The sequence below is a fragment of the Synechococcus sp. R55.8 genome (assembly GCF_047461895.1).
Classification (GTDB): domain Bacteria; phylum Cyanobacteriota; class Cyanobacteriia; order Thermostichales; family Thermostichaceae; genus Thermostichus.
The window spans coordinates 1-21672 of the sequence record NZ_JANSIB010000037.1; the positions used below are offsets into that span (position 1 = coordinate 1).

General features: G+C 60.3%; 20 protein-coding genes. 9 read left to right on the forward strand and 11 right to left on the reverse strand.

Translation table 11 applies throughout. The features are described from left to right. The first annotated feature begins 323 nt into the window (after positions 1–323). The gene (locus NW829_RS05430) at positions 324–3266 is read left to right on the forward strand and encodes a GAF domain-containing protein (RefSeq protein ID WP_414416611.1); all 2943 of its coding nucleotides are present in this window, start codon (positions 324–326) and stop codon (positions 3264–3266) included. Between the two features lie 24 nt (positions 3267–3290). Here the strand turns inward: NW829_RS05430 and NW829_RS05435 are convergent, their stop codons facing one another. The 4 genes from NW829_RS05435 to NW829_RS05450 form a co-directional block, all read right to left on the reverse strand. Next, positions 3291–4274: an energy-coupling factor transporter transmembrane component T family protein gene (locus NW829_RS05435; RefSeq protein ID WP_414413557.1), complete on the reverse strand. Its 984-nt coding sequence runs from the start codon at positions 4272–4274 to the stop codon at positions 3291–3293. A gap of 115 nt (positions 4275–4389) precedes the next feature. Then, on the reverse strand, positions 4390–6468 hold the full coding sequence (locus NW829_RS05440; RefSeq protein ID WP_414416612.1) for an SH3 domain-containing protein: 2079 nt from the start codon (positions 6466–6468) through the stop codon (positions 4390–4392). Between the two features lie 128 nt (positions 6469–6596). Next, positions 6597–7091, reverse strand: coding sequence for a DUF427 domain-containing protein (locus NW829_RS05445; protein WP_011433071.1), 495 nt, complete (start codon positions 7089–7091; stop codon positions 6597–6599). Between the two features lie 19 nt (positions 7092–7110). Then, positions 7111–7818, reverse strand: coding sequence for a Crp/Fnr family transcriptional regulator (locus NW829_RS05450; RefSeq protein WP_414416613.1), 708 nt, complete (start codon positions 7816–7818; stop codon positions 7111–7113). 273 nt (positions 7819–8091) lie between these two features. On the opposite strand from NW829_RS05450, the gene NW829_RS05455 reads away from it, so the two are divergent. The 6 genes from NW829_RS05455 to NW829_RS05480 all read left to right on the forward strand — a co-directional run bounded on the left by NW829_RS05455 (position 8092) and on the right by NW829_RS05480 (position 12371). Next, entirely contained in the window at positions 8092–8754 is a 663-nt protein-coding gene (locus tag NW829_RS05455) for a sigma-70 family RNA polymerase sigma factor (protein WP_011433073.1), read from the forward strand. Positions 8755–8756: 2 nt separating this feature from the next. After that, positions 8757–9341 carry an anti-sigma factor family protein gene (locus tag NW829_RS05460; RefSeq protein ID WP_414416614.1) on the forward strand — a complete coding sequence of 195 codons (585 nt, stop codon included), beginning with the start codon at positions 8757–8759 and terminating at the stop codon, positions 9339–9341. 35 nt (positions 9342–9376) lie between these two features. Next, positions 9377–10009, forward strand: a complete 633-nt coding sequence (locus tag NW829_RS05465) for a hypothetical protein (protein ID WP_414416615.1) — start codon at positions 9377–9379, stop codon at positions 10007–10009. 65 nt (positions 10010–10074) lie between these two features. Next, entirely contained in the window at positions 10075–10389 is a 315-nt protein-coding gene (locus tag NW829_RS05470; protein WP_414357902.1) for a DUF3181 family protein, read from the forward strand. A 35-nt stretch (positions 10390–10424) separates the two neighbouring features. Next, the gene (locus NW829_RS05475; protein ID WP_414416616.1) at positions 10425–11498 is read left to right on the forward strand and encodes an S-layer homology domain-containing protein; all 1074 of its coding nucleotides are present in this window, start codon (positions 10425–10427) and stop codon (positions 11496–11498) included. Positions 11499–11801: 303 nt separating this feature from the next. Then, positions 11802–12371 (forward strand): photosystem I assembly protein Ycf4, encoded by a 570-nt coding sequence (locus NW829_RS05480; protein WP_011433078.1) that lies wholly within the window; start codon positions 11802–11804, stop codon positions 12369–12371. 338 nt (positions 12372–12709) lie between these two features. Here NW829_RS05480 and NW829_RS05485 read toward each other — a convergent pair whose 3' ends face one another. The 5 genes from NW829_RS05485 to NW829_RS05505 all read right to left on the reverse strand — a co-directional run bounded on the left by NW829_RS05485 (position 12710) and on the right by NW829_RS05505 (position 17215). Next, a complete protein-coding gene (locus NW829_RS05485; protein WP_414416617.1) occupies positions 12710–14293 on the reverse strand; it encodes an NAD(P)H-quinone oxidoreductase subunit N in 1584 nt (527 codons plus the stop codon). Positions 14294–14417: 124 nt separating this feature from the next. Then, entirely contained in the window at positions 14418–15692 is a 1275-nt protein-coding gene (gene gvpJ, locus NW829_RS05490; protein WP_414416618.1) for a gas vesicle protein GvpJ, read from the reverse strand. 110 nt (positions 15693–15802) lie between these two features. Further along, the gene (locus NW829_RS05495; RefSeq protein WP_011433087.1) at positions 15803–16282 is read right to left on the reverse strand and encodes a peptidylprolyl isomerase; all 480 of its coding nucleotides are present in this window, start codon (positions 16280–16282) and stop codon (positions 15803–15805) included. Positions 16283–16503: 221 nt separating this feature from the next. Further along, on the reverse strand, positions 16504–16980 hold the full coding sequence (locus NW829_RS05500) for a phosphate-starvation-inducible PsiE family protein (RefSeq protein WP_414388089.1): 477 nt from the start codon (positions 16978–16980) through the stop codon (positions 16504–16506). A gap of 49 nt (positions 16981–17029) precedes the next feature. Then, positions 17030–17215 (reverse strand): DUF2256 domain-containing protein, encoded by a 186-nt coding sequence (locus NW829_RS05505; protein WP_041437321.1) that lies wholly within the window; start codon positions 17213–17215, stop codon positions 17030–17032. 412 nt (positions 17216–17627) lie between these two features. Between NW829_RS05505 and NW829_RS05510 the strand changes: the two genes are divergently transcribed. Next, positions 17628–18464 carry an RNA polymerase sigma factor RpoD/SigA gene (locus NW829_RS05510; protein WP_414412978.1) on the forward strand — a complete coding sequence of 279 codons (837 nt, stop codon included), beginning with the start codon at positions 17628–17630 and terminating at the stop codon, positions 18462–18464. Positions 18465–18585: 121 nt separating this feature from the next. On the opposite strand, the gene NW829_RS05515 is transcribed toward NW829_RS05510, so the two are convergent. Both NW829_RS05515 and NW829_RS05520 read right to left on the reverse strand, forming a co-directional pair. Continuing rightward, positions 18586–20220 carry a CTP synthase gene (locus NW829_RS05515; protein WP_414416619.1) on the reverse strand — a complete coding sequence of 545 codons (1635 nt, stop codon included), beginning with the start codon at positions 20218–20220 and terminating at the stop codon, positions 18586–18588. A 60-nt stretch (positions 20221–20280) separates the two neighbouring features. Beyond that, positions 20281–20808, reverse strand: coding sequence for a hypothetical protein (locus NW829_RS05520; RefSeq protein ID WP_414343236.1), 528 nt, complete (start codon positions 20806–20808; stop codon positions 20281–20283). Positions 20809–21038: 230 nt separating this feature from the next. Between NW829_RS05520 and NW829_RS05525 the strand changes: the two genes are divergently transcribed. Further along, positions 21039–21641, forward strand: a complete 603-nt coding sequence (locus NW829_RS05525; RefSeq protein WP_414413797.1) for an aldo/keto reductase — start codon at positions 21039–21041, stop codon at positions 21639–21641. The last annotated feature ends 31 nt before the right edge of the window (positions 21642–21672 follow it).

Sequence of the window (21672 nt, forward strand, 5' to 3'; positions counted from 1 at the left end):
CTCCAAGCGTTCCGCGACCAACCCCAGGGAAGTTAGGAAGCCATGAAGGACGGCTGCAGACAGACTACACTGGGGCTGGGTGAGAGATGAAAACCAAATCTTTCACTGCGTCGAGGATGGGGCGAACGCCCGACGTCGAGAATCCCTGCCCCTTGGGGCGGAGAGTATGCCAAAGTTGTTCCAAACAGCAACAAGTCCGGGCTCTCTTCTTCTCACCTGTTGCCTCAGCGTTGCCCAGCAACAAATAAGGCTCAGATCCGACGGAGATCTGGCTGAGAGGGCATTGACTTGCAGAGGAACCCGCAGAATAGCTCCACACAGGTATGGTTCAGTCTGTTCCCCCTCATTCCGATAGAGCTGGGCCAATATCTCCCCTGGTGGCCCTGCAAGCAACCTTGCAGCAGATGCGGGAGCAGAGCGATGCCAACACCCTCGTTCAGCTCACGCTGGAGTATGTCAAGGCGGTGTTTGGGGCGCCGCTGGTCTGGCTGGCCTTTTACGATTATCAAAATCACCAGTTGGTGGGCCAGGGGGGAGTGACCCTTCTTGAGGATCAAACCCTACTGCGAGCGGTGCATCCTCTACAGCCGGGGGAGATCCTGGAGCAGGTGGTGATCGAGCAGCGACCGATCAGCCTGCCTGACCTCTCTCAGGAGCCGCGCATGGGCATTTGGCAGCGGGAGGCCAGGCGACTGGGCGGGATCCAGGGCTGTTTCATTTATCCCTTCTCGGCCTACGGCCCGCTGTCGCGAACGGCAGTAGGACGGCGGCGCTGCTTGGGGATCCTGATGTTGGGATCCCAAATGTGGGGGGTTACCACCCATGAGGACGAAAAGGCTCTCTTGGGAATTTTGCTGGGGCAGTTGGCAGCCTCTCTGCAGGAGTTGGAAAACGCTTGGCAGCAGCAGACCGAAAAGCGCCTTGAGGATCCGCTCCTGAGGTTGGGAACGGCGATGCGCCAGGCGGGATCCCTGCAGGAACGGGTCAGCTGGGTGAAGCAAGAGCTACAGTCTTTCCTGGGCGCCGTCCACATTCAGGTGTATTGGCACGAGCGCGGCCAGGGGCAGTTCGTCCCCCATGGAAGCGCCCCCAAAGCTGTTGGCAACAGCGGGGGGACGGAGTCCTCTCAGCCCCCTGTTCCCAAAGGGGCTAAAGTCGGAGCAGGGCCAACAGGGGAGGTCAGCCTTTCGCTGCGGGAATTGGGGGACATGTACTACACCCTCGCCGATGGTCAGGTGGTGGTGGGCGGCACAGGGACGACTCGCTCTGAGGTTCCCCCCAAGCTGATGCAGCAGTTGCGGGCCCAGGCCGTTTTGGCGGCCCCGATTTTGCTGGAAAAGGATCTGCTGGGGTTCATCTGGGTGCAATCGGATGTGCCCCGTACCTGGCAAGCCGCTGAGCGACAGTTGGTAGCTGCTGCCGCCAATGGGTTGGCCTTGGCTGCCCCCCTAGAAAATCTGGATCGCCGCATTCGCCAGTTGGCCGATGACCAAGAGTTTGTGCAACAGGTGGGCCGCTCGCTTTACAACCCGGCGGAGCTGCAACAGGCTCTCCAGCAAGCCGTTGTCGGCCTGGCCCAGCGCCTGAAAGTCGGTGCAGTGGCCGTGTTGACGGTGGATCCCGACAGCCCCATCCCCCGCCTCTTCTACGAGTACCGCAGGGAAGGCAAGCAGACTTTGCCACAGCAGCTCAGCCCTCTGAGCGACCAGGACTGGCAGGATCTCATGCGCAGCGAGGTGGTCGTGGCAGAAAACTACGACCAAGATCTGCGCCTGCTCTCTTGGCGGCAGGAACTGGCAGGGGTTCGTTCCTTGATGCTGACCCACACCGGGGTCGGCGGTACCGCCACCACACCTGTGGAAGGGCTGCTCTTGGTGTTGCATCCCCAGCTACGGGCCTGGAGCCGGGAAGAGCGGCAACTGCTGCGGGGGATCGCCCAACAGGTGGGGGTGATCCTGCGGCAAATTCGGTCAGAACAACGCCGGCAACGACAAGAGCAGTTGCTCAAGGGCCTGATCACCACTTGTTTAACCTTGCAAAACTCGGCCACCTTGTCAGATCTGTACACCACTACCACTCGACAGACGGCCCAATTGCTGGGGATCCCTCTGGCGCTGGTGGTCAGTTGGCAGCCGGGGGAAAGCCGGGCTCAGCTCCAGGGGCCTTTTACTACCGCTGCCGGGACGGAGACCGGCTCCACCGAGATCGACCTGCAAGATCCCCTACTGGCCTACGCGCTGCAGTCGGCAGAACCTCTGCCGCTCACCCAGGAGCAGATCCCCCCTGCCAGCCGCACTTGGCTCAGTCGCGTCAGCGGTGCGGAGCACTTTGCTGCCGGCCTGGGATCCTGGCTGCTGGTGGCGCTGGGGGAGACAAACTCCTCGCAGGCGGGAGCTTTGGGAGTTTTGATCTTGGGGGCAGAAGCGGGCAAGGTTTGGGATCCCGACGAGCGGGCGGCTGTGATGTTGATCGCCCAGACCTGCGGCTGGACGGTGCGGCGCTTGCTCTGGATGCAAACTTTGCAAGAGCAGCAGGAGGTGCTCAGGGAGTTGAACTGGTACAAACACCGCCGCCTGATGGACATGCAGAATGCCCTTCTGGACAGCCTGCGCCGCCTGGGTCAGGTGCCGGAGATTCCCGGAGACGAAGCCACCCGCTGGCAAAAGGTGGTGGAGATCGGCAGAGGGCTGCGGGATCTGACCGTCTCCACAGGGCCGTTGTTGCAGTCGGAAACTTGGCAGGTGCAGCCGCAGTTGCGGTCGGTGCCCTTGGCAACCTTGGTGCGCAAAAGCCTACGCCGAGTGGAGGCCCTGACCCAAAAACGCAAGTTATGGCCGCGGGCCCATGGGGACATGAGCATTGCCGTCCAGGGGGATCCCGAACGACTGGAGATGGTGCTCTGGGAGGTGTTGACAGCCGCTATTTTGCGCAGCCCGGAAGGGGGGCGGCTGGATCTGTGGAGCCAAGCCAGCGTTCGCGATAGCGATGCGGAGCCCTTTGGCTATGCAGAGCTGCTGGTGGTGGATCAGGGCAGCTTCGACCCTCACCTGATGGCCGCCCTTCAGTTGGATCCGAACCAGGTGATCTACGCGGATCCTCTGCTCAAGTCGCCTCTATCGGTAAGTCCTGGTCTGGAACTCAGCCTGTGTCAACGGGTGGTGCAGCGGATGGGGGGCCAGCTCTCCTTTTACCTCTCTTCCGATGGGCGTTGTGTCTCTCGGCTGCTCCTGCCGATGGGCAGCGACGAGCCCCATCCCCCTGGGTAGGAAAAAGCTGTGTTGCCGGTCACCTTAGGGGGACAAGGTTCTGAGCAGCCAAAACAGGGGCAGTAGAGCCAGTAGGCCGCGATCCAGCCGCCGCAGTTGTAGGCGGTGCCAGCGCAGGGGATGGTCTGGGCCGGTCAGCCCACGGGCCTGCATTGCCATAGCCGTCTGTTCGGCACGCAGGAGCAAGTTTTCAAAAAAGCGCTCCACCAAGGCCAGCAGGGTTTGCATCCCGCCCCGGAAACTCAGGGATCCCCAGCGCACATCCCGAGTTCGCACCGCCCGCGCCAAGTTTTGCACCTCTTCCATCACCAAAGGCAGAAAGCGCAGCGCCAAGGTGAGGGTGAGAATTACTTCGGCAATCGGCCAGCTCCAACGCTTGAGAGGCTGCAACCATTGGCCGATCCCCTCGGCAATTTCTTCGGGGGCTGTGGTCAACAGAAACAAATGGGTAGCGTAGAGCAACGTAAAAATGAGGGTGCCCAGCCGCAGCGCCACCGATAGAGAACGGCGGGAGACCTGAAAGGTTCGTCCCAATAGGGAAAACTGAACCAGGCGGTAGCGATAAGGAGTTTGCCAGGCACGGGTTTGCGCCCGCCAGGCACGGTCTGGGGATCCCTGTTCTACGGCCAAGTCGAAGTGCCCTGCACCGCTAACGGGAACAGCGGGGATCCCGGTCAGCCCATAGCCCACCACCTGCATATCCTGCCGTTGCGATTGGGGAAAAACCCCCAATCCATCCGGCGCCAAGCTGGTGATCCCAAAGGTGAGCAGGCTCAGGGCCAGCACCAGGGAGAGTTGGCCCGACCAAACCCGGCGCGGCAGACGGGCCGCCACAGTTAGCAGCAGAAGAGCCACCACCACGGCCAAGCGCCAACCATTGCCGGCCAAAATGGGGCTGAGGAGAAAGCTGAGCAGCCAGGCCAGCTTAACCCGCGGATCCAGGCAATGTAGCCAGGTGCGAGGCTCTTCCAGATAAATCCCCAGCGGGGCATTGCGCAGAATATCCACAACAGTTGAGAAGGAAGCAGACTATACCCCTTAAAAGGGCGGGACCGAGAACTCCATCCCCGTAGCGCGGTCGCAGCAGCGTTGCGGAGCAATAACAGCTGGCAGCAAGGGAGAGCTAGAGCCGTTCCACCAGACGGGTGGAGCCCGACTGGGCGGCGACCCATCCCCCGGGCGCGCCATCTCGCTCAATGCGCAGCCAGACGGGCACCTGTCCCTCCCCAGCCTGCACCTCCACCACCCGCAGCAGGGCTTGGCGTGGGGCTGTCCCGACAATGGCTCCCGTCAGGCTGGGTTGCTGGCGAATGTTGAGGCCATCGTTGGAGACCACCCGCACCTGTTGTACTCCTTGCCACTCCGCCAGAGGGCCGGTTAGCTCAGGCGGGGGAGTGAGTTCCGTCTGGCCGGGATTGTCGTTCGCGGAGGCGTCGCGTAGCGATATGTCAACCGGCGGCTGCTCAATTTGCACCTGGGGTTGCTCCAGCGGTGGTGCCGGCGGCGGCGTGAAGAGGCCCCGCAACATTTGCCAGATGACCAGCAGGGAGAGAATGCCCACACCGACCACCCCGGCCATTCGCGCCAGCGGTGCGGAGCCCAAACGAACGCCAGCGGGAAAGGTAGGACGCTTACGGCCCCCCAAGCGGCTGCGGCGGTAACGCTCCACATCCTGCAAACCGATCGCGCCAGCGGACCTTAGGCCCTGGACTCCGTCCCCCTGAGGGGAACGGTCTTGGGCGCGTTCGCGACAGCGGTGCGGAGCACTAGAACTCTCATCCGCAAGAGCAGAGACGCCCGCCTTGGGGGTGCTCCGGTAGGAGGGCAAATCCGAGAGGCGCGGGGGTTCTGGCGGGGGCATCACTCCTCCCCGTTGCCAAGGGGTGGGGGGGCGCTGCAATTCTTGGGTTGGATTAGGGGGGCGCACGCCACCCACCACGGCAGGCAAATGAGGTGGGGGATGGGGGACTTGGGGAGAGAGCATCCCCGCCGGCGGATCCTCGCGGCGGGGCATTTCGTCCAGGTAAGCTTGTACTTGGGGGTTGTCGAAGTAGGCTTGCAACGTCACTTGGGCGGCTTCCAGACCGCGAAATTCCGGGAACACCTCCTCCTGAAACCATTTTTCTGTGAAGCGGCACAGACCCGGCAGATGGTCGGGAGAACCGGCGGAGTGTTCTTCGATAAACTGCAAGGCCTCTACTTCTTGGGTGGAGCGCAGATGGGCGAGCGCGTCTTCGGTCTGCCCCAGCAACAGACTACAGATGGCCTGCTCCAGATGCACATCCTGCCGCTGCGCCAGACGAGCCAGGTAGCTGCGAGCACGCCGCACCAGGGCCGGACGATTTTCCAGATAACCTGCCGCCAGCAACACCTGCACGGCCAGGTAGGCGGCTACCATCGAGGGACGCTCAGCCTCCTGCTCGAACAGCTCTTGCTGTTCTTTGAGGGTGAGGTGGCGACGTACCCGTTGGATAAAGCGCAGGAAATCTTCGGTGCTGAGGCCAGAGCCATCTTGCCCCATCCCCTCGATGCCGCCCCGTTCGTCCAGCATGGCTTTGAGGAGAGCCAGTCCCTGCTGTCGCTCCCCGTTCCCATCAGCGGTGTGTCTTCCAGCTTGGGCGGGAGCACTTTGGCTGAGGAGTTGCAAAATGCGATAGGGACGCAGCTTGCCCAAATCGATACGGATCTCCGCTTGCATCTGCGGAAAGGCCTGATACTCCTCCAGCTCCGCCAAGCCCGCCTGTAGGGAACGCGCCGCCTCTTCATAGGATCCCTGTTGCCAGGCTTCTCGACCCAGTTCCAGACGAGCGATGGCCCGCGCCAAGATGGCATCGGAACGAGCAGGGTGGCCCTGCTCCAGCATATGTTGAGCCAAGTCCAAGGCAGCTTGGTATTCTCCGGCTTCGCAATACAAGCACAGCACTCCCGGTAGGTGCGCCTCCTCCACCGTCAAGGTGGGATCCGTTGGCATGAGGTGTTCGTCGTAGTTTCGCCGTGCCTCAGGGTTCAGCAGCACAGAAGCCGCCTCTTGGATCATCTGGGCGCGAGCTTCCACAGCCTGTGGCGAGAACCCCGACAGCCAGGAGCGCTCGCCCGGCTTGAGATCGATTCGCTCCCGGTATGCCTGCTCAATCTGATGCTCATCTGCCCGTGCCGACAGCATCAAAACCCGATAATAGTCGAGGGGCACCCGCACCGTCATGGTTTTTGTCCGCGCTCTCCTGTTCGTGCCAGCGGGACGGAGTCCTTGGACAACTTACCCGCATCGACTTAACTGTAGTCCTTTTCGTGGGTAAAAGGGATCCCCCCTCGGGAATCGCTGCTCCGCCCCTACCAGTTCCAGCTACCCGGCTCTCCTTTGAAAGGGCCTACGACCTTTGAGGTGATCCAACCGCCGTAGAAATCTCCGGGTTGAGGCCGGACTCGTTCTCCACCTACCCGGCACTCCTGCACACGGCCTGGATAAAAGGCAAGGTAGTCGCGGATGGGCAAAAACGCCGGGCTGGGATCCGGATAGCTCCAGGCGGCATCTACGGCTGTTTGGGATCCGACCTGAACTGTCCAGTAGCAGGCAGCCCCTTTGAACTCACAGAAAGAGGTGCGAGAGCTGGGGCGGAGATACTGCAGTCGAACGTCGGTGGGGGGAATGTAGTAGGTGGGCGGGTGGCTGGTTTCCAGGACGCGGTAGCAACGGCGGCTTTGGGCAATGAGCTCGCCATTGAAGAGAACTTCCACCAGTTCTGTGGTGGGCTCCAGACGAGGTGGGCGCGGATAGTCCCAGACAGATTCTTGTCCTGGATGGGGAGAAATCGGTTGGGGAGACATGGGTCAATATCTTCAATATCTAAAGCAGACGGGTGGCCTCCAGCAGTTTGGCGTACCGGATCAGCAGCAAAGACTGTTGCTCCGGCAAAGGCTGAATAACTCCCTGCTGCTGCAGACGGCTTAGCACCGCCGTGGCTGTCTCTCGGCTAACTTGGCTGATATCGGCCAAATCCTGGGGGGGAGGGTAGACAATGCGCATCCCCTGGGGGGTCTTCTCGCCAAAAGCTTCCGCCAGTTGCACCAGTGTATGCACCACCCGCACCGGGGGGCTCTGCTGGTCGAGATCCGCCTGCAAGTTGGCCAGGCGCAGGCGACGGGAGAGGCTGCAGGCCAATTGGTAGCACAGTTGCGGCTCCTGCAGCATCAGTGCTTTGAAGGTTGCCGCCGGGATCCCGGCCACCCGCAGCGGGGTTAGGGCCAGCACATCTCGCGAGCGGGGAGCTTCGTCCAGTACCGCCATTTCCCCCACCCAAGCGCCCGGCCCCAGCAAGGCAAGGGTTTTGGTGCTGTCTTGCGCCCGCAAAGCCCGCCGCACCTTAGCCCAGCCGGCGAGGATCAGATAAACTACGCTGCCCCAGGCCTCTTGCATAAAGAGCGCCTGTCCCGCCGGGATATCCCGCAGCTTGACCTGGGATCCCAACCATTGCAAGGACGTCGCCGAAAGTTCGGCCAACATTGGCACTGCCTTGAGCTCGGAGAGAAGGGCAACAGGAGCATCGGAAGCCATGGCGGGTCGGACGTTTCACCATACCGCAAGCCCACTGTAGCCCAGTTACCAACTCAAGAGCTATCCTGCAATCCACCACCCCGCCATGTGCGCCAAGATCTAGTGAGGAGGTGGTCTTGCTGTGGAGTCTTGCCGGTATGGCCCTCAGAGCCTCTAGAGCTACCCTGCGGTTGAGGGTGGGGGGAACCCAAACTCTGCCATTTCGTCTGGGCAACAGAGGTTCTGTCTGGGAGGGGATCCCTCCGCTGTTGTTGTTAGAACTTATGGATGCCTATGGATGCTGCCCTCAGCGACATCAGTGGCCAGCGCTGGTCGGTCTTGGTGAAGAACGTGCCTGTGCGGCCCGAAAAGCTCGCTGATGTGGATCTGGTGCTGATCTGTCAGCAGGGATCCCAGCCCCATCGGGAGGCTTTTGCCGAGCTGATGCGTCGCCATCAGGCCCATGTGGACAAGGTGCTCTACCATCTTGCTCCCGACTGGCACGACCGGCATGACTTGGCCCAGGAAGTTTGGATCCGGGCCTACCGCCACCTGAAACGCCTACAGGAGCCGGCAAAATTTCGCAGCTGGCTGGGGCGGATCGCCACCAACCTGTTTTACGACGAGCTGCGCAAGCGCAAACGACAGCAGCAGCCCCTTTCTCTGGATGCGCCGATTCAGATGCGGGATAGCGAGATGGAGTGGGAGCTGCCCAGCGAGAGCCCCAGTCCCCATGAGCACCTCGCCACCTGCGAGTTCTACGAGCGATTGCACCAAGCCGTCCGCGACCTGCCGCAGGCCTTTCGCCAGACAATCCTGCTGCGGGAAATTCAGGGGATGGCTTATGAGGAAATTGCCGAGATCACAGGGGTGTCTTTGGGCACTGTTAAGTCTCGCATTGCCCGCGCCCGCGCCCGCTTGCAATCCACCCTAAAACCCTACCTTAATGGTGAATGACCATGGTTCGCGGCAACCCCAACCCCGACCCCAGGGATCCCCAGCAAGAGCTGCCGGTGGTGGATGAGCGCTTTGAACAGTTGAGCGCCTACCTGGACGGGGAATTGTCGTCCCAGGAAGCGCGGCAGGTGGAAGATTGGCTGGCCAGCGATCCTCAGGCGCGGCAACTGTACAGCCAACTGGCAGCTCTGCAGGCCGGTTTGGCCAATCTCAAGGCCCCCACCTTGGATCCCATCCAGACGGAGCTGTTGATCAGCCGTGTGTTCGCTGAGCTGGATCGGCGGCCAATGCTCAACCTGGGCTGGCGGCAACGTAAGGGCACCCCTTGGGGACGGGTGGCAGCGGCTGTAGTGGCCTTGGCAGGGGCGGGCTGGGTGGGATGGCGTTGGTCTCATCCCCAGCCTTTGGTATCGCTGGAAGATCCGCCGGTGCGTGTGGCCATCGTGCCTGCCTCTGCTCGTGTTGCCCAACGCTATCTTTTCGAGCCGGGGCAAAAGCAAGATGCCTACTCGATTTTGTTTGAGACAATCCCCAACCGTGGATCTCGCCCCGCCAACGCGACCAGGGCCGAGGTGGGCTGGGAATGACCTGAGCAGGCTTGAGAAAGACTGAGGAGCGCAGGGTGGAAAAAGCAGTTCGCTGGGCTTGTGGGCTAGGAGTCTGCCTTTGGCTATGCAGTCTGGGATCCCTGTCGGCCCAGGCAGATCCCAGCAGTAGCCATCTGGCAACGCCGTCCGCGCCGGCGGGACGGAGTCCGAAGCAGTTGCACTCCTCTCCCAGTGGACAGGAGCCTGCCCCCCAGCCCACAAACCTGCCTTCACCCGGATCCCGTCTCACCCCTCCGGTGGCTCGCCCTCAACCCCCCGCCCCCGATCAAACAGATCCATTGCTTTTTCCGGATTTCCCCCTCCTCAAGGAGTTGGATCCGCCCCCGCCAAGCTTGGCCGACCTGGGCATCCATTGGGATCGCCTGGCCCTGCTGCCGGATCCCGAGCTGGCAGAGGAAATGGATGTGGAGTTCAGCCGCCGTCTAGCCCGCCTAAACCGGCAAATTGCCAACCAACAAGAGCGCCTCTACCGCCTTTTGCAAACCTGGGACTCCGACGAGGCCGATATCCGCCAAATTCAGGCCCAACTGAGCCAGTTGCGGACAGAACGGGATCGCCTAGCTCTGGAACACCTGTTGATGCTGCGGCAGCTGCAAGAGAACTTCGCCCTACCTCTACCCGACCGCTCTGCTGCCAGCCCTCCCTGAGGAGTCCTTGGGTTCGGGTTATGATCTGAGGGAGGGGCAGACGCAACCACCAACGGAGCTGAGGGATGGCCAAAGTGCCCAGCAACCCAGAAATTGAGCAATTGGCCGCTGCCATTGGCAAGGAAGTTTACATCGATGTGGCCCGCTGGCATCTTTACCTGCGCGATGCCCACCTGCATACCCTTTTGGCGGAGCGACTGGCACCCCAGGTGATGGCAGGCAAGGTGGATGAGGACGCCGTCACAGAGATCTTGCAAGGGATCCCGGTGAAAGTGGGGGGTGGGCGCAAAGAATTGCCCCTGGCCGATCTCCTGCCGATGCAAAGCCTGCTTAACCTGCTGGATGTGCTGGAGGAGTTCAGCCGCAAATGGGCCCAATAGAGAAAGGTAGAGCGGTGCATCATCAGTCTAAACCTATGCGGCCTGGCCCCTGGCTCAAGCTCGGCAGCCTTATTCCGCTGCTCTGGCTGTTGTCGGCCTGTCAGGGAACCGAGTGGGGAGAACGGCTGGAGCGCGCTGTACGCCCAGTGGGCCCGCCCACAGCCCAACCTGAGCTGCCGGCATCTCCCTCGCCTCAACCTTTGCCGGGATCCATCCCACCCTCTATCTCGATCCCCACTGCTCCCGCCCCCTCTTCACCTCTGCCCAGCCAGGACAGCAGCCGCTTTACAGACTTGGAGCCCGGATCTCTGGTGGCCCGTTCGGTGGGATACCTAGATCGGTTGGGAGTTTTTGCCGATATCTCCAGCAGCGAATTTCAGCCGCAGCGCAGCGTTCGTCGCGGAGAATTTGCCCGTTGGCTGGTGTTGGCCAACAACGCCATCCACGCCGACGAGCCCAGCCGGCAAATCCGCCTGGGATCCCCCTCGGAACGCCCCCTCTTTTTGGATGTGCCGGAAGAGGATCCCCATTTTCGCTACATTCAAGCCCTGGGAGCTGCCGGCATAATTGCCGGAGATGCCAATCGAGAGTTTCGCCCCAACAGCCTGCTGTCGCGGGCAGAGTTGATCCGCATGAAGGTGCCTCTGGACTTACCTCCCGGCCAGATCAAGGGATCCCGAGCGGAGCTGGAGGAGCGCTGGGGGTTCACCGATGCGGCGCAAATTCCTCCTGAAGCCATTCCTGCTCTGGTAGCCGATCGCAGTCTGGAGAATGCCTCCACCGTGCTGCGCACCTTTGGCCCCATCCGCACCTTCAACCCCTTCGAGCCGGTCAGCCGCGGGGAAGCTGCCATCGCCCTGTCGGCTTTTGGGGAACGAACGGCCCAAGACGCCATACCCCAGCCGCCAGCCTTGCCAGACCCAACCCCTGAGCCTCAGCCTTCTCCCCCTGCCGCAGAACCGGAGCAGACGGCTTCTCCCGAGCCGGATCCCAACCCTGCCTCTCCCTCGAATGCCGTTGATGAGCCCTCTGCGCCGGCCCGCCCCCGTTCCTCGGAAGTTGCCCCAGGGGAGGGCAGGATCGTTACCCCACGCCAAACCCAACCCTGAGGTGAGAGGGATCCCATTGGCGTATGCTGTTGGGCTCTGTCAGCAGATAGAACGCCTCAGAACCTCAGCAGGGATCCCTGCTACGGCTCTTACAAGGAGCAAAAGGAGCCATAACAATAAAAACTATCCCTAACTCCCTTCGGGAGAGGGGCTGTACAGCGCAGAGGACTTCCGCCCCCATTCCCCAGGCGGCTCTAGCTCTTGCCAGTCCCCTGAGCGCCCCTCTGCTGGGGAAAACCCTTGCCGCCCATAGCCTATAGAATGGGGGAAGCCAGCCTTGGAAAACCTGCAGGGATCCCAACTGTGTCCGCCATTGTTCCTGAAATCCGTTCTGCCGATCTGCTGCGCTACACCGTGATTGGGTCGCGGCGGCCCAGCGTGTACTTTTGGGCGGTGGCGCTGACGGGGGGAGGGCTGGGCTTTACCTTGGCCGGCCTTTCCAGCTATCTCCACCGCAATTTGCTCCCCTTTTCCGATCCCGCCAGCCTGGTGTTTATTCCCCAGGGCATTGCCATGCTCTTTTACGGGGTGCTCGGATCCCTGGCGGGGCTATACCAGTGGCTGAGTTTGTATTGGAACTTGGGAGGCGGCTACAACGAGTTCGACCGGCGCACGCAAAAGATAACGCTGGTGCGCCAGGGCTTTCCGGGCAAAAACCGTGAAGTCCGCCTGGAGTATGACTTTGCCGATGTGCAAAGCTTACGGGTGGAGCTGCGAGAGGGGCTTAACCCCCGCCGAGCCATCTACTTGCGGGTGAAAGGACGTGGCGACATCCCCCTCACCGGCGTAGGCCAGCCACCTCCCCTGACGGAGATCGAAAACCAGGCAGCCGAGATTGCCCGCTTTCTCAACGTCAGCTTAGAGGGCATTTGATTCCCTGGGGCATCATGCGCTGTGATCGCACCCTGATGGCCGCGTGAGGGATGTGTGCCCTACTACGAATGGGTGACCAACTACATTGCTGTAATCGGTGGGCGCTAATGCGGAGGCCTTGAAGAGATCCCGGATCCCTTTGGGGTGGGGAGACCCTCTTCTGGATTAGAGTCCTTTCAAATTAGTTCAAATTAGATTGAGACTAGGTTGAGACGCTCCCCAGGTGTTTCGCGCTGCAGCCCTTCTTCCAGAGGGAGAAATGACCATATCTGCACAACTGAAGCGCGCGCTGCCGAGCGTCGCTTTTTAAAACCTCGGGATGGAGAGCATCTCAAAAACTAGCCTTCGCCAGCTTGAGGAGAGGAACCCAGGGATCCCTCGACTGCCACCTGAAGTCTTGCCGACTCTGGAAGGAAGGCTTGTGCGGCTGGGAACCCCAAGAACGGGCTTTGCTCCACTGCCTGGATGGAGAGGGTAAAGAGGGGATTGGAGAGGATCCCGGCAAAGATGGTGGCCACCAAAGTGAACACCAGGCCCACCCGCAGAGCCTGCATGCCTTCCGCCTGCCAGTTGGTCTCAGGGTAATTCCGCACCGAAACCGACATCTCCTGCGGCTCTTTCACCACGATGGTTTTCACCACCCGCACGTAGTAGTAGATGGAGATGACGCTGGTGACCAACCCCACCAACACCAAGGTATAGGCCCCCGCCTGCCAACCGGCCCAGAACAGATACAGCTTGCCGAAGAAGCCCGCCAGAGGGGGCAATCCACCCAACGAGAGCAGACAAATGCTCAAGCACAGGGTGAGGAAGGGATCCTTCTGGTAGAGGCCGCTGTACTCGTTGATTTCGTCGGTGCCGGTCTTCAGGCTGAACAGGGTGATGCACAAAAAGGCCCCCAAGTTCATGACCAAATAGACCATCAAGTAGAAGATCAAGCTGGCATAGCCGGCCTCAGTGCCCGCCACCAAGCCGATCAAAACAAAGCCCGCCTGACCGATGGAAGAATAGGCCAGCAGCCGTTTGAGGCGGGTTTGGGCAATCGCCACCACGTTCCCCAGCACCATGGTCAAAATGGCCAGCACCGAGAGCACCGCCCGCCACTCTTCCGTCATGGCCGGAAACACGGTGGCCAGAAAGCGCACCGCCAAGGCAAAGCCTGACGCTTTGGATCCCACCGACAAAAAGGCCACCACCGGCGTTGGGGATCCCTCGTAGACATCAGGAGTCCACTGGTGAAAGGGCACTGCCGCCAACTTAAACCCGATACCACCAATGCAGAGCACCAAAGCGATGATCCCTGCCAAACCGGCATCCCCCATGGATGAGGCGATGGCTTCCAGCTTCGTTTGCCCGCCCGAAAGGCCATAGAGTAGGGACATGCCGTAGAGGAAAATGGCCGTGCTGCTGGCCCCGATCAAGAGATATTTCAGGGCTGCCTCCGAAGAACGGGGATCCCGCTTGGTATAGCCGGCCATCAGGTAGCTGGCGATGCCCAGCGTTTCTAAAGATACAAACACTAGGATCAAGTCCGTCGCCCCGGAGAGGAACATGCCCCCCAAGGTGGCCGTGAGCAGCAACACATAAAACTCGCCTGTGGGCGCTCCGGACTGAGAGATGTAGCGCTCCGCCATCATCACGGTCAGTACCGCCGTCCCCACCACCAGGCCACGGAAGAGAATGCTGACGGGATCCGCTGCAAAGCTGCCCAAGAAGCTCTCCAACTGGGGCTGCTGCCACTGCAACACCAAGGTCACCAAGGCCCCGATCAAGCCAAAGATGGAGAGGGCCGGAAGACTTTTGCGTGCCGCCGACCCGCCGATTAAATCCACCACCAAGACGAGCAAGAGGGTGAGGGTAACCACCACTTCCGGCCAAATGGCACCGGCATACAGGTTTCCGGTTGGGGCAAAGACATCCATAGGAGAAGACTATGAAGAGAGATTAAGGGGATCCACAGCCAGCATACCGCGATTTCTGGTCTCTCTCCCCGCTTCTGGCATCTCTTCTCCCAATCGTCTCCATCAGCACTCTCAATCCACGGGCTCAGTAGAGCTTGGCGCTGGAGGTGAGCACCAACTTCAGGCGGGCGTGGATCAGATCCAAGTCCGCCAGCCCCAGGTCGATCTCCCCATCGATGACGATGCCGGTGTGGATCAGGCGATCCAAGAGTTCCAGCACGGATCCCTCGCGGTGGGGTTGTCCGGGGTAGTAGTCCCCCTGGCGGGGCAGGAGGGTGCCCAGATCTCCGAGCTCCAGGTTCAAATCCGCTGGGTCGATCTCCAACAGGCTGCAGATTTGTCGAATTTGCTCCCGCAAGGCTTGTAGGCTGCTGCCGGCCCGCTCAATCTGCTCTGCAGAAAGGCGCTCGGCCTCCATTTGCCGCACCACCTGCGCCTCCATCAACTGCCGCAACAGCTCCACCAAGGTCAGCACCAGAGAGGCCAAACCGGCTTCCGGGCGTTTCCGGCCAGGGGTGGGCCGAGCCTGGCTCAAGTCTTCCGAGCTGGCGGGACTGATAGAAAAGCGCGGCGGGGGAGAAGGGGCAATCCAACGGTCAAAGGGCTGGCAAAGCTGTTCCAGGCTGAGCAAATGGAGACGGGGATCCCGCGCGACTTCTTCCCTTTCCTCCGGCAGGTTGTAGCCCCAGTCGGCCAAAAACAAGAGAACCTGCTCCAGCTCCGGCACCGTCTGCACCTGGCGCAGCGTCTGCAGGCGATCCTCCACAAACCACAGCTCAGCGGGTGGCACTTGGGCAGCAGCAAGCAGCCGCTGGAGGGTAGTGGCTTTGGGGGCGCGCACTTCCTTGCCCAGAATGCGGTGGCGCGGCAGTTGGATCCCTGCTCGACCCAAGAGCTGCTGGATAAACCGCCCCTCTTTGGTGCTGAGGATGGCCAAGCGCGGCTCCCCTGCAGCCTGAACCTGGCGTAGCCAAGCCGCCACCCCCGGATAAAAGCGGTGTAGCCCCAGCCACCCCTGCAGATCCTCTTCAATCCAACGATCCCGCACCCGATCCAACGCTTGGATTAGAGAGAGGGCAGGGATCCCTGACTGCTGCAACAACCGCTGCCGCCAGCTGGGCCAGTCTTGGCGCAAGTCTTCCTCCCGGATCCCTTCCTGTAGCCCCCACAACAACAGAGGCATCTCCCAGCCGGTCTCGATCAGCGGGCGCAGACGGTCAAAAGCAGGACGCAGCGGCTCTAGCTGAGCAGGAGCCAAGCCCCACACCTGAGCACAAACGCGGCAGGAAGAGGCAAAATACTCCGCCCGCCCATCGCAGAGCACACCATCAAAATCCAGAACCAGAATGCGGGGGGACATTCGCCGGGGCCTAGCGAACTCCATACCTGAGTCCCCCTGAGGGCAAGTTGCAAAAATGGGGCCAGAGGCCAAGTTAATTCAACCAAACTGTTCCACCGGAGTGGCCCAACCTAATTGGATTCCGAGATACGAACGGACTGGATCTCCACTGGATTCAGCGGGCGATCCTGGGGGCCGGTGGGCGCAGTTGCAATTTTATCCAACACATCCTCTCCCTCGATCAATTGCCCAAAGATCGTGTAGTTGGGCGGCAGCGGGTAGTCGGCATGCATGATGAAGAACTGGCTGCCATTGGTGTTGGGGCCGGCGTTGGCCATCGCCAAAGTGCCACGGCTGTAGGGACGTTGCACCGGCTCATCGGGAAAGCGGTACCCCGGCCCACCCCGCCCTGTACCCGTGGGATCCCCGCCTTGGATCATGAAGCCGCGGATCACGCGGTGAAAGATGACGCCATCGTAAAAGTGATCGTTGGCCAGAAAGACGAAATTGTTGACGGCCAGGGGAGCTTCTTGCGGGAACAGCTCCAGAACCATTGTGCCGGCGGTGGTCTCCATCGTGGCCGTGTAGGACTTGGCCGGGTCGATCACCATCGGGGGGGGATTGTTGTAGGTTTTCACGGGTTTGCCCAAGTGTTGTGCCAGGAGCAAATCGCGAGAAGAATGCGGGCGGGCCAAAACAGGGAGAGCACTCAACCCCACCCAAAGCACCACCATCAGCACAGCTAACTTCACCAGGCTGGCCAACTTAGATCGCGCACGCACAATTCTTGCAGGAAAGCTCCATCCCCATCGTACCAGGATTCTGTCCGAGCTTAATCTTCCCCGGACTTGGATGGAGACTTGGCCCGCCGCACCAGCCAATAACTTACCGAGAGGGCCAACGTCGCTGCCCCCAAGCCAATGAGCTCCAACCCCCCCAGCTTCTCGAAATCGAAAATGATGATCTTGCGGGCCACCGCGATCAAAGAGGTGACGATTACCAGCTCCACCTGCACCACCTGCTTTTGCAAGTAGGCGGTAATGTTCTCCAGAATTTCCAGCGCAATCAGAATATTTAAAAAGAGGCCGAAGATCTCGATTAAAGTGGTGGAGAAAAACCCAGTTGGCTCGGTCAACAAATCTGCCACCAAGAACCGGGCCAAGTCCACCACTGCTACTACGATTAGCCCGATCATCAAAATTGACAGTAGCTTCGAGATCAGGCTTTCCAGGCGGGTGATGGCCCGCAAAAAGGGATCCTCCTCTTCTGTCTCGTGGGGATTGTGCAACAGCCACTTGAGAAACCGCATCGCCAACCCCGACAGATCCAAACCCTTATGTCCTGATCCTGAGACAACATTATCCGTCCCAACCGTCTTGCCGGGAAGCAGGCAGGGATCCCTTGGGGCGATGATTGCGACACCGCTCGGAACAGTATTTCACCTCCGACCAACAGTCGGCCCACTTTTTGCGCCAGGTGAAGGGTCGCTGACAGGTAAGACAAATTTTGCTGGGCAAATCCGATTTCTTCCGTTGGCGTGGCATGGTGCACTGCAAAACAAGGTCAACTCTGTAGTCAGTTTAACAATCCTACCGGATGCTGACCGTTACCATCACGGAAGTGTTTAGTCTGCGCCCCACCTTAGCAAAAGCTGAAGTCTGAACCTAGAGAAATCGAGTAGCCTCTTGAAATCCGGCGAGATCTCTGCCCTGTGTCTGCAGGGATCCCTGAAGGAAGTTGGGTTTGCTGAAAGGTTAGCCGCCTCCATCCTGTACTGAGTAAAGTTCTTAACACCCGCTTGTGAACTTGAGCTTGAGTTTGTATGAAATCTTGAAATCTCAACCAAATGGGACGAATGTAGCTGTTCAGAATTGTCCCCCCCCACCGAAACGGGTTGAGGTACGGCTCAGCAAACCCGGCAGCCGGGCAACTCAAGCCTCGCTGTCGGAGGACTCGGTGGGCATATTTTTGCGGGAAATGGCTCGCTACCCACTCCTCAGTGCCGAGCAGGAAGTGAAATTGGGACGGCTGATTGCAGAGGGGGGAGCTGCCAGGGAACGGGCGAAACGGGAATTGGTTAGGGCCAACCTGCGCTTGGTGGTCTCGATTGCCAAAAAGTACTTAAATCGCGGTGTGCCGTTTCTGGATTTGATTCAAGAAGGCACCATCGGCCTGATCCGGGCCGCAGAAAAATTTGAGTGCGAACGCGGCTACAAGTTTTCCACCTACGCCTACTGGTGGATTCGCCAAGGGATCACCCGCGCCGTTGCCAATCAGGGGCGCCTGGTGCGGATCCCGGTGCACATGGTAGAAAAGCTCAACCAGGTGAAGCGGATCCGGCGAGATCTGACCGAAGCCCTAAACCGTCGCCCCACCCAAGCAGAGATTGCCAAAGCTCTGGAGATTTCCCCCGACAAGCTGGACGCTCTCTTAACCCTCTTGGAAGCCGGTCGCCAAACTCTTTCGCTGCATACTCCGGTCGGCAAAGAGGAGGATAGGGAGCTGATGCAGCTTATCGAGGCCGCCAACGGCCCCACTCCCGAATCGCAAATGGACTTGCACCTGCTGTCTGCCCAACTGGAAGAAATGCTGGAGCAGCTCAGCCCCCGAGAGCAAGAAATCCTCAAGCTCCGCTATGGGCTGAAAGATGGCCACCTGCACACTCTCTCCGAAATTGGTCAGCTCTTCGGCCTGTCTCGAGAGCGCGTCCGACAAATTCAAGCACGAGCCATGCGCAAACTGCGCCATCCACGCCGACAGGAAATTTTGGCAGATTGGATGACCTCGTTTTAGGCAGTAGGCCACGGCTGCTCCACAGGCGAAACCCAGGATTCCGCAGCAGTTTATGTTCAGCAAAGCTCTGCAGAACCAGGACCAGAGGCGTGCCCCCACTTTTGGACAAGGGATCTGTCAACTAGCCCATCTTCTGCAACTGCAGGGGGTGAGGCTGAGGGCGGCTGCGCAGGACAGCTTCGATCAACCCCAAAAAGAGGGGGTGGGGGCGGTTGGGGCGGGAGCGAAACTCCGGATGGAACTGGGTGGCGATGAAAAAGGGGTGGCTGGGCAGCTCGATAATCTCCACCAAGCGGTTATCCGGCGAGACTCCGCTGATGATATAACCAGAGTCCAGAAAAAGGCTGCGGTAGGCATTGTTAAACTCATAGCGATGGCGGTGCCGCTCGTAGATGATGGCCTCACCGTAGAGCTTGGCCGCTAGGGTATTGGGCATGATGCGACAGGGATAGAGGCCCAGCCGCAGGGTTCCTCCCAGATCTTCCACATCTTTCTGCTCCGGCAAGAGGCTGATCACCGGGTGGGGGGTATCGGGGTCAAACTCGTAGCTGTTGGCCCGCTCCAGGTGGGCAATGTGACATCCCCAGTCGATCACCGCGCACTGCATGCCCAGACACAGCCCTAGGAAGGGAATGCCTTGCTCCCGCACGTAGCGGATGGTAGCCACCTTGCCCTCGATGCCGCGATTGCCAAACCCCCCCGGCACCACTACCCCATCCACACCAGCCAGTAGGGCTTCCGGCCCCCGCTCCTCGACTTCCTCAGAAGAGATCCAGCGCAGCGTGACGCCGGCATTGAGGGCTAGCCCAGCATGGCGCAGGGCCTCGGCCACGGAAAGATAGGCATCCGTAAGGCGCACGTATTTGCCGACAATGGCAATCTCCACCTGCTCTTGGGGGTGGTGCAGCCGCTGCACCAGGAGCTCCCACTCCCGTAGATCTGGCTGCTGCGGATCCAGGTTGAGGATCTCCAAAACCCGCTGCGCCAACCCCTCCTGCTCGAGCACCAAAGGCACATCGTAGATACTGGGGGCATCCTGAGCCTGAATCACACATTCCACCGGCACATCGCAAAACTCGGAGATCTTCTCCTTGATCCCGCGGGGCAATGGCTGTTCGCAGCGGCACACCAACACGTCCGGCTGGATACCAATGGAGCGCAGCTCCTTGACCGAGTGCTGGGTAGGCTTGGTTTTCATCTCCCCTGCCGCTTTGATCAGGGGCACCAGGGTGACATGCACATAGGCGACATTGGCGCGGCCCACGTCCTTGCGAAATTGGCGGATGGCCTCCAAAAAGGGCAGAGACTCGATATCCCCCACCGTGCCCCCCACCTCCACCAGCACCACATCGGGGTTGGTCTCGCGGGCCACTCGCCGGATCCGCTCTTTGATCTCTTGGGTGACGTGGGGGATCACCTGCACCGTGCTGCCCTGGTAATCGCCGCGCCGCTCTTTGTGGATCACCGCCTGGTAGATGGCGCCGGTGGTAACGTTGTTGAGCTTGGACATGTTGGTGTCGGTGAAGCGCTCGTAGTGGCCCAAGTCCAAGTCCGTCTCGGCGCCATCGTCGGTAACAAACACTTCCCCATGCTGGTAGGGGCTCATGGTGCCGGGATCCACATTGATGTAGGGATCCAGCTTCAAAATCGACACCGTGTAGTTGCGGGATTTGAGCAGGCGACCCAAGCTAGCCGCCACAATGCCTTTGCCGATGCTGGAGACCACTCCACCGGTGACGAAGACAAACTTGGTCATACCCCGGATCCCTCGCCCTTTTCTGATTATGCCAAGGATGGCAGGGATCCCAGGCTGCCGTCAGCGGCGGGAGCGGATGGGGCCGTTGTAGAGGATGGTGGTTTGAAAGGTGCGCCTGTCCACCCGCACCTGGGTTTCAATGCTGGGCTGGACAAAGCCGGGCTCTCCCCCCCGGAAGGTGAAGATCCAAGCATCTTCAAACTCTTCAAACGGCGAGTCGATGGCTGCCCCGTGCATGGAAGCTTCGGCGCGATAGCGCTGCAGGCCCCCATTGGCGATCTCGGCAGCTTGGCGGGCCAGGTTTTTGGCGCGGTTGAGATCCCGGAAGTAGCGGCTGATCTCCTCAAAACTCCCCCTGGGCAGCGGTCGCTGGGGAGCAGGGGTTGCCGGCACAGGCCGGGGATCCGGCACAATGGGCAGGGTGGGAATGTCCGGGCTGGGGGGCAAGGGTTCGACGGGGATGGGAGTTCCAGAGGGGAAAAGAGGGGTGATCACCTGCGCTTGGGCAGCCCTTCCAGCCAGAAGGGATCCCCACAGGAGAGCCATACCGACGGAGCTGACAGTAGAGACAAGAAAAGTGGGCTTCATGGAGCCATTCCTCGCAAAAGTTCTGGGTTGAGAGACGCTGCAGCTCTTGAATGGGATCCTATCGATTCAGTTCCTTACAACAGCAGAGTCAAAAGCCTCTCCTCTCCTTCCAACCCCGGTCACAGGCTTGGGTCGTTCACGCAACCTCGGCTGCTGTCAGCAATGTCTGCTAGATTTTTGGAGAGGATCCCTGGCCACAGTGGGAGGATCGGGGTTCAGCAGGAGCAGCCATGGAGTTCGTCACCCTCGCAGATGCAGGGCTAAGGTTGAGCCGGGTGGGCCTGGGCACTTGGGCGATGGGCGGCGGCTGGTGGGGCCCTTCCGACCGCCAGGAATCTTACACCACGATTCGCAAAGCCATTGATTTGGGCATAACCACCTTCGACACCGCTCCCATCTACGGACTGGGTGTTTCGGAGGAAGTGCTGGGGCAAGCGATCAAAGACTCAGGTTGCCGCGATCGGGTGGTTCTCGCCACCAAAGCGGGACTGGAGTGGACAAACAACAAAGTGGTGCGCAACTCCAGCCTGCCTCGCTTGGCCCAAGAACTGGAGGATTCTCTGCGCCGCTTGCAAACAGATGTGATCGATCTCTACCAAATTCATTGGCCGGATCCCTTGGAACCGATCGAAGAAACGGCGGCGTTTCTGGGGCAGTTGCTGCAGCAGGGCAAGATCCGCGCCATTGGGGTCAGCAACTTTTCCCCCGAACAGATGGATCGGTTTCGCCAGGTGGCTCCTCTGCACACCGCCCAGCCCCCCTACAACCTGTTCGAGCGGCAGATTGAAGCAGAGGTCTTGCCCTACTGTCGAGAGCATGACTCTAGTCAATAATAAGCTCAACTATACTGAAAATAATGTATAA

Coding starts and splice junctions, on each gene's coding strand:
- NW829_RS05430 (WP_414416611.1), top strand. CDS start 324: ATGGTTCAGTCTGTTCCCCCTCATTCCGATAGAGCTGGGCCAATATCT.
- NW829_RS05440 (WP_414416612.1), bottom strand. CDS start 6,468: ATGACGGTGCGGGTGCCCCTCGACTATTATCGGGTTTTGATGCTGTCG.
- NW829_RS05445 (WP_011433071.1), bottom strand. CDS start 7,091: ATGTCTCCCCAACCGATTTCTCCCCATCCAGGACAAGAATCTGTCTGG.
- NW829_RS05450 (WP_414416613.1), bottom strand. CDS start 7,818: ATGGCTTCCGATGCTCCTGTTGCCCTTCTCTCCGAGCTCAAGGCAGTG.
- NW829_RS05455 (WP_011433073.1), top strand. CDS start 8,092: ATGGATGCTGCCCTCAGCGACATCAGTGGCCAGCGCTGGTCGGTCTTG.
- NW829_RS05460 (WP_414416614.1), top strand. CDS start 8,757: ATGGTTCGCGGCAACCCCAACCCCGACCCCAGGGATCCCCAGCAAGAG.
- NW829_RS05470 (WP_414357902.1), top strand. CDS start 10,075: ATGGCCAAAGTGCCCAGCAACCCAGAAATTGAGCAATTGGCCGCTGCC.
- NW829_RS05475 (WP_414416616.1), top strand. CDS start 10,425: ATGCGGCCTGGCCCCTGGCTCAAGCTCGGCAGCCTTATTCCGCTGCTC.
- NW829_RS05485 (WP_414416617.1), bottom strand. CDS start 14,293: ATGGATGTCTTTGCCCCAACCGGAAACCTGTATGCCGGTGCCATTTGG.
- gvpJ (WP_414416618.1), bottom strand. CDS start 15,692: ATGTCCCCCCGCATTCTGGTTCTGGATTTTGATGGTGTGCTCTGCGAT.
- NW829_RS05495 (WP_011433087.1), bottom strand. CDS start 16,282: ATGGTGATCGACCCGGCCAAGTCCTACACGGCCACGATGGAGACCACC.
- NW829_RS05500 (WP_414388089.1), bottom strand. CDS start 16,980: ATGCGGTTTCTCAAGTGGCTGTTGCACAATCCCCACGAGACAGAAGAG.
- NW829_RS05505 (WP_041437321.1), bottom strand. CDS start 17,215: ATGCCACGCCAACGGAAGAAATCGGATTTGCCCAGCAAAATTTGTCTT.
- NW829_RS05515 (WP_414416619.1), bottom strand. CDS start 20,220: ATGACCAAGTTTGTCTTCGTCACCGGTGGAGTGGTCTCCAGCATCGGC.
- NW829_RS05520 (WP_414343236.1), bottom strand. CDS start 20,808: ATGAAGCCCACTTTTCTTGTCTCTACTGTCAGCTCCGTCGGTATGGCT.
- NW829_RS05525 (WP_414413797.1), top strand. CDS start 21,039: ATGGAGTTCGTCACCCTCGCAGATGCAGGGCTAAGGTTGAGCCGGGTG.